The sequence below is a fragment of the Robbsia betulipollinis genome, from assembly GCF_026624755.1.
Classification (GTDB): domain Bacteria; phylum Pseudomonadota; class Gammaproteobacteria; order Burkholderiales; family Burkholderiaceae; genus Robbsia; species Robbsia betulipollinis.
The window spans coordinates 1-1227 of sequence record NZ_JAPMXC010000032.1 but is presented as its reverse complement, the minus strand read 5'-3'; the positions used below and the strand labels follow the sequence as shown (position 1 = coordinate 1227).

Annotated in this window: 1 protein-coding gene; it reads left to right on the top strand. The window is 56.6% G+C overall.

What is annotated here, in order from left to right; genetic code table 11:
• The first annotated feature begins 62 nt into the window (after positions 1–62).
• Positions 63–1220, top strand: coding sequence for an IS30 family transposase (locus tag OVY01_RS22925; RefSeq protein WP_267849956.1), 1158 nt, complete (start codon positions 63–65; stop codon positions 1218–1220).
• Positions 1221–1227 lie beyond the last annotated feature (7 nt).

Here is a 1227-nt window from a genome sequence, read left to right as displayed (position 1 = left end):
GGCACGTTCAACGGGTCGTTGCAACACCTTCCTATTAATATCGAATAAGGGAGGGTTGACGAATGGCACAAATGGGACGGCCTGGTTTGCCGATAGAAGGCAAGGCGGAAGTGTGGCGGCGGTGGCGGGCAGGTGAATCGTTTCTCGGCATCGGACGGGCGCTAGGCAAGCCAGCGGGATCAATTTACGGCGTGATCCGGCTATGCGGAGGATATACCCCTGCTGCGCGTAAGCGATCGTCGTGGGCATTGACATTGAGTGAACGTGAAGAGATCTCGCGCAGCGTCTCAGCCGGGCTATCAATTCGCGCCATAGCCCGTGAGTTGAATCGTGCGCCGTCTACGATTTCCCGTGAGATTGGGCGTAACGGTGGAACAGGCCATTATCGGGCATTGGAAGCGGATGACAGAGCCTTGAGGGTTGGCCTACGTCCCAAACATTGCCTGCTGGAGCAAAACCGTCGCTTGCGCTACGCGGTTGAGCGTAAGCTTTCGCGGGAATGGTCTCCGGAACAAGTAAGCGGCTGGCTCAAGCTCCGATATACCGATGACGAGTCGATGCGCGTGTCCCACGAAACGATCTATCGCAGCCTGTTCGTGCAAGCGCGCGGCGTTCTAAAGAAAGAGCTGCAGTATCATTTGCGAACCCAACGCAAGATGCGGCATTCACGATTTTCCAGCACCAAAGGCACTCGCAGCAAGATTGCTGACGCGGTTTCCATTCACGAGCGCCCGCCGGAAGCAGCCGAGCGCGCCGTACCTGGTCACTGGGAAGGAGATCTTGTCAGTGGAGCCAACAATACTCACGTTGCAACTTTAGTCGAGCGACGCTCAAGATTCACCATCCTAGTCAAAGTGAAGGGCAAGGACACGGTGAGCGTTGTGGCGGGCCTGACACGCGAGGTGAAGCGCTTGCCGCAGCATCTACGCAAGTCACTCACCTGGGATCGTGGCATGGAGTTGGCGAACCACAAAGACTTCACAATCGCCACGGACGTGAGGGTCTACTTCTGCGACCCACGGAGTCCTTGGCAGCGCGGTACCAACGAAAACACGAACCGACTTCTGCGCCAATACTTGCTTCACGGCACGCAACTCGATCAATATTCGCAGGCTGCGCTAAACAAAATCGCCGCGCGACTAAATGAAAGGCCGAGAAAGACCTTGGGCTTCATGTCTCCGGCCGATAAACTACGTGAGGCTGTTGCAGCGACCCATTGAACGTGCC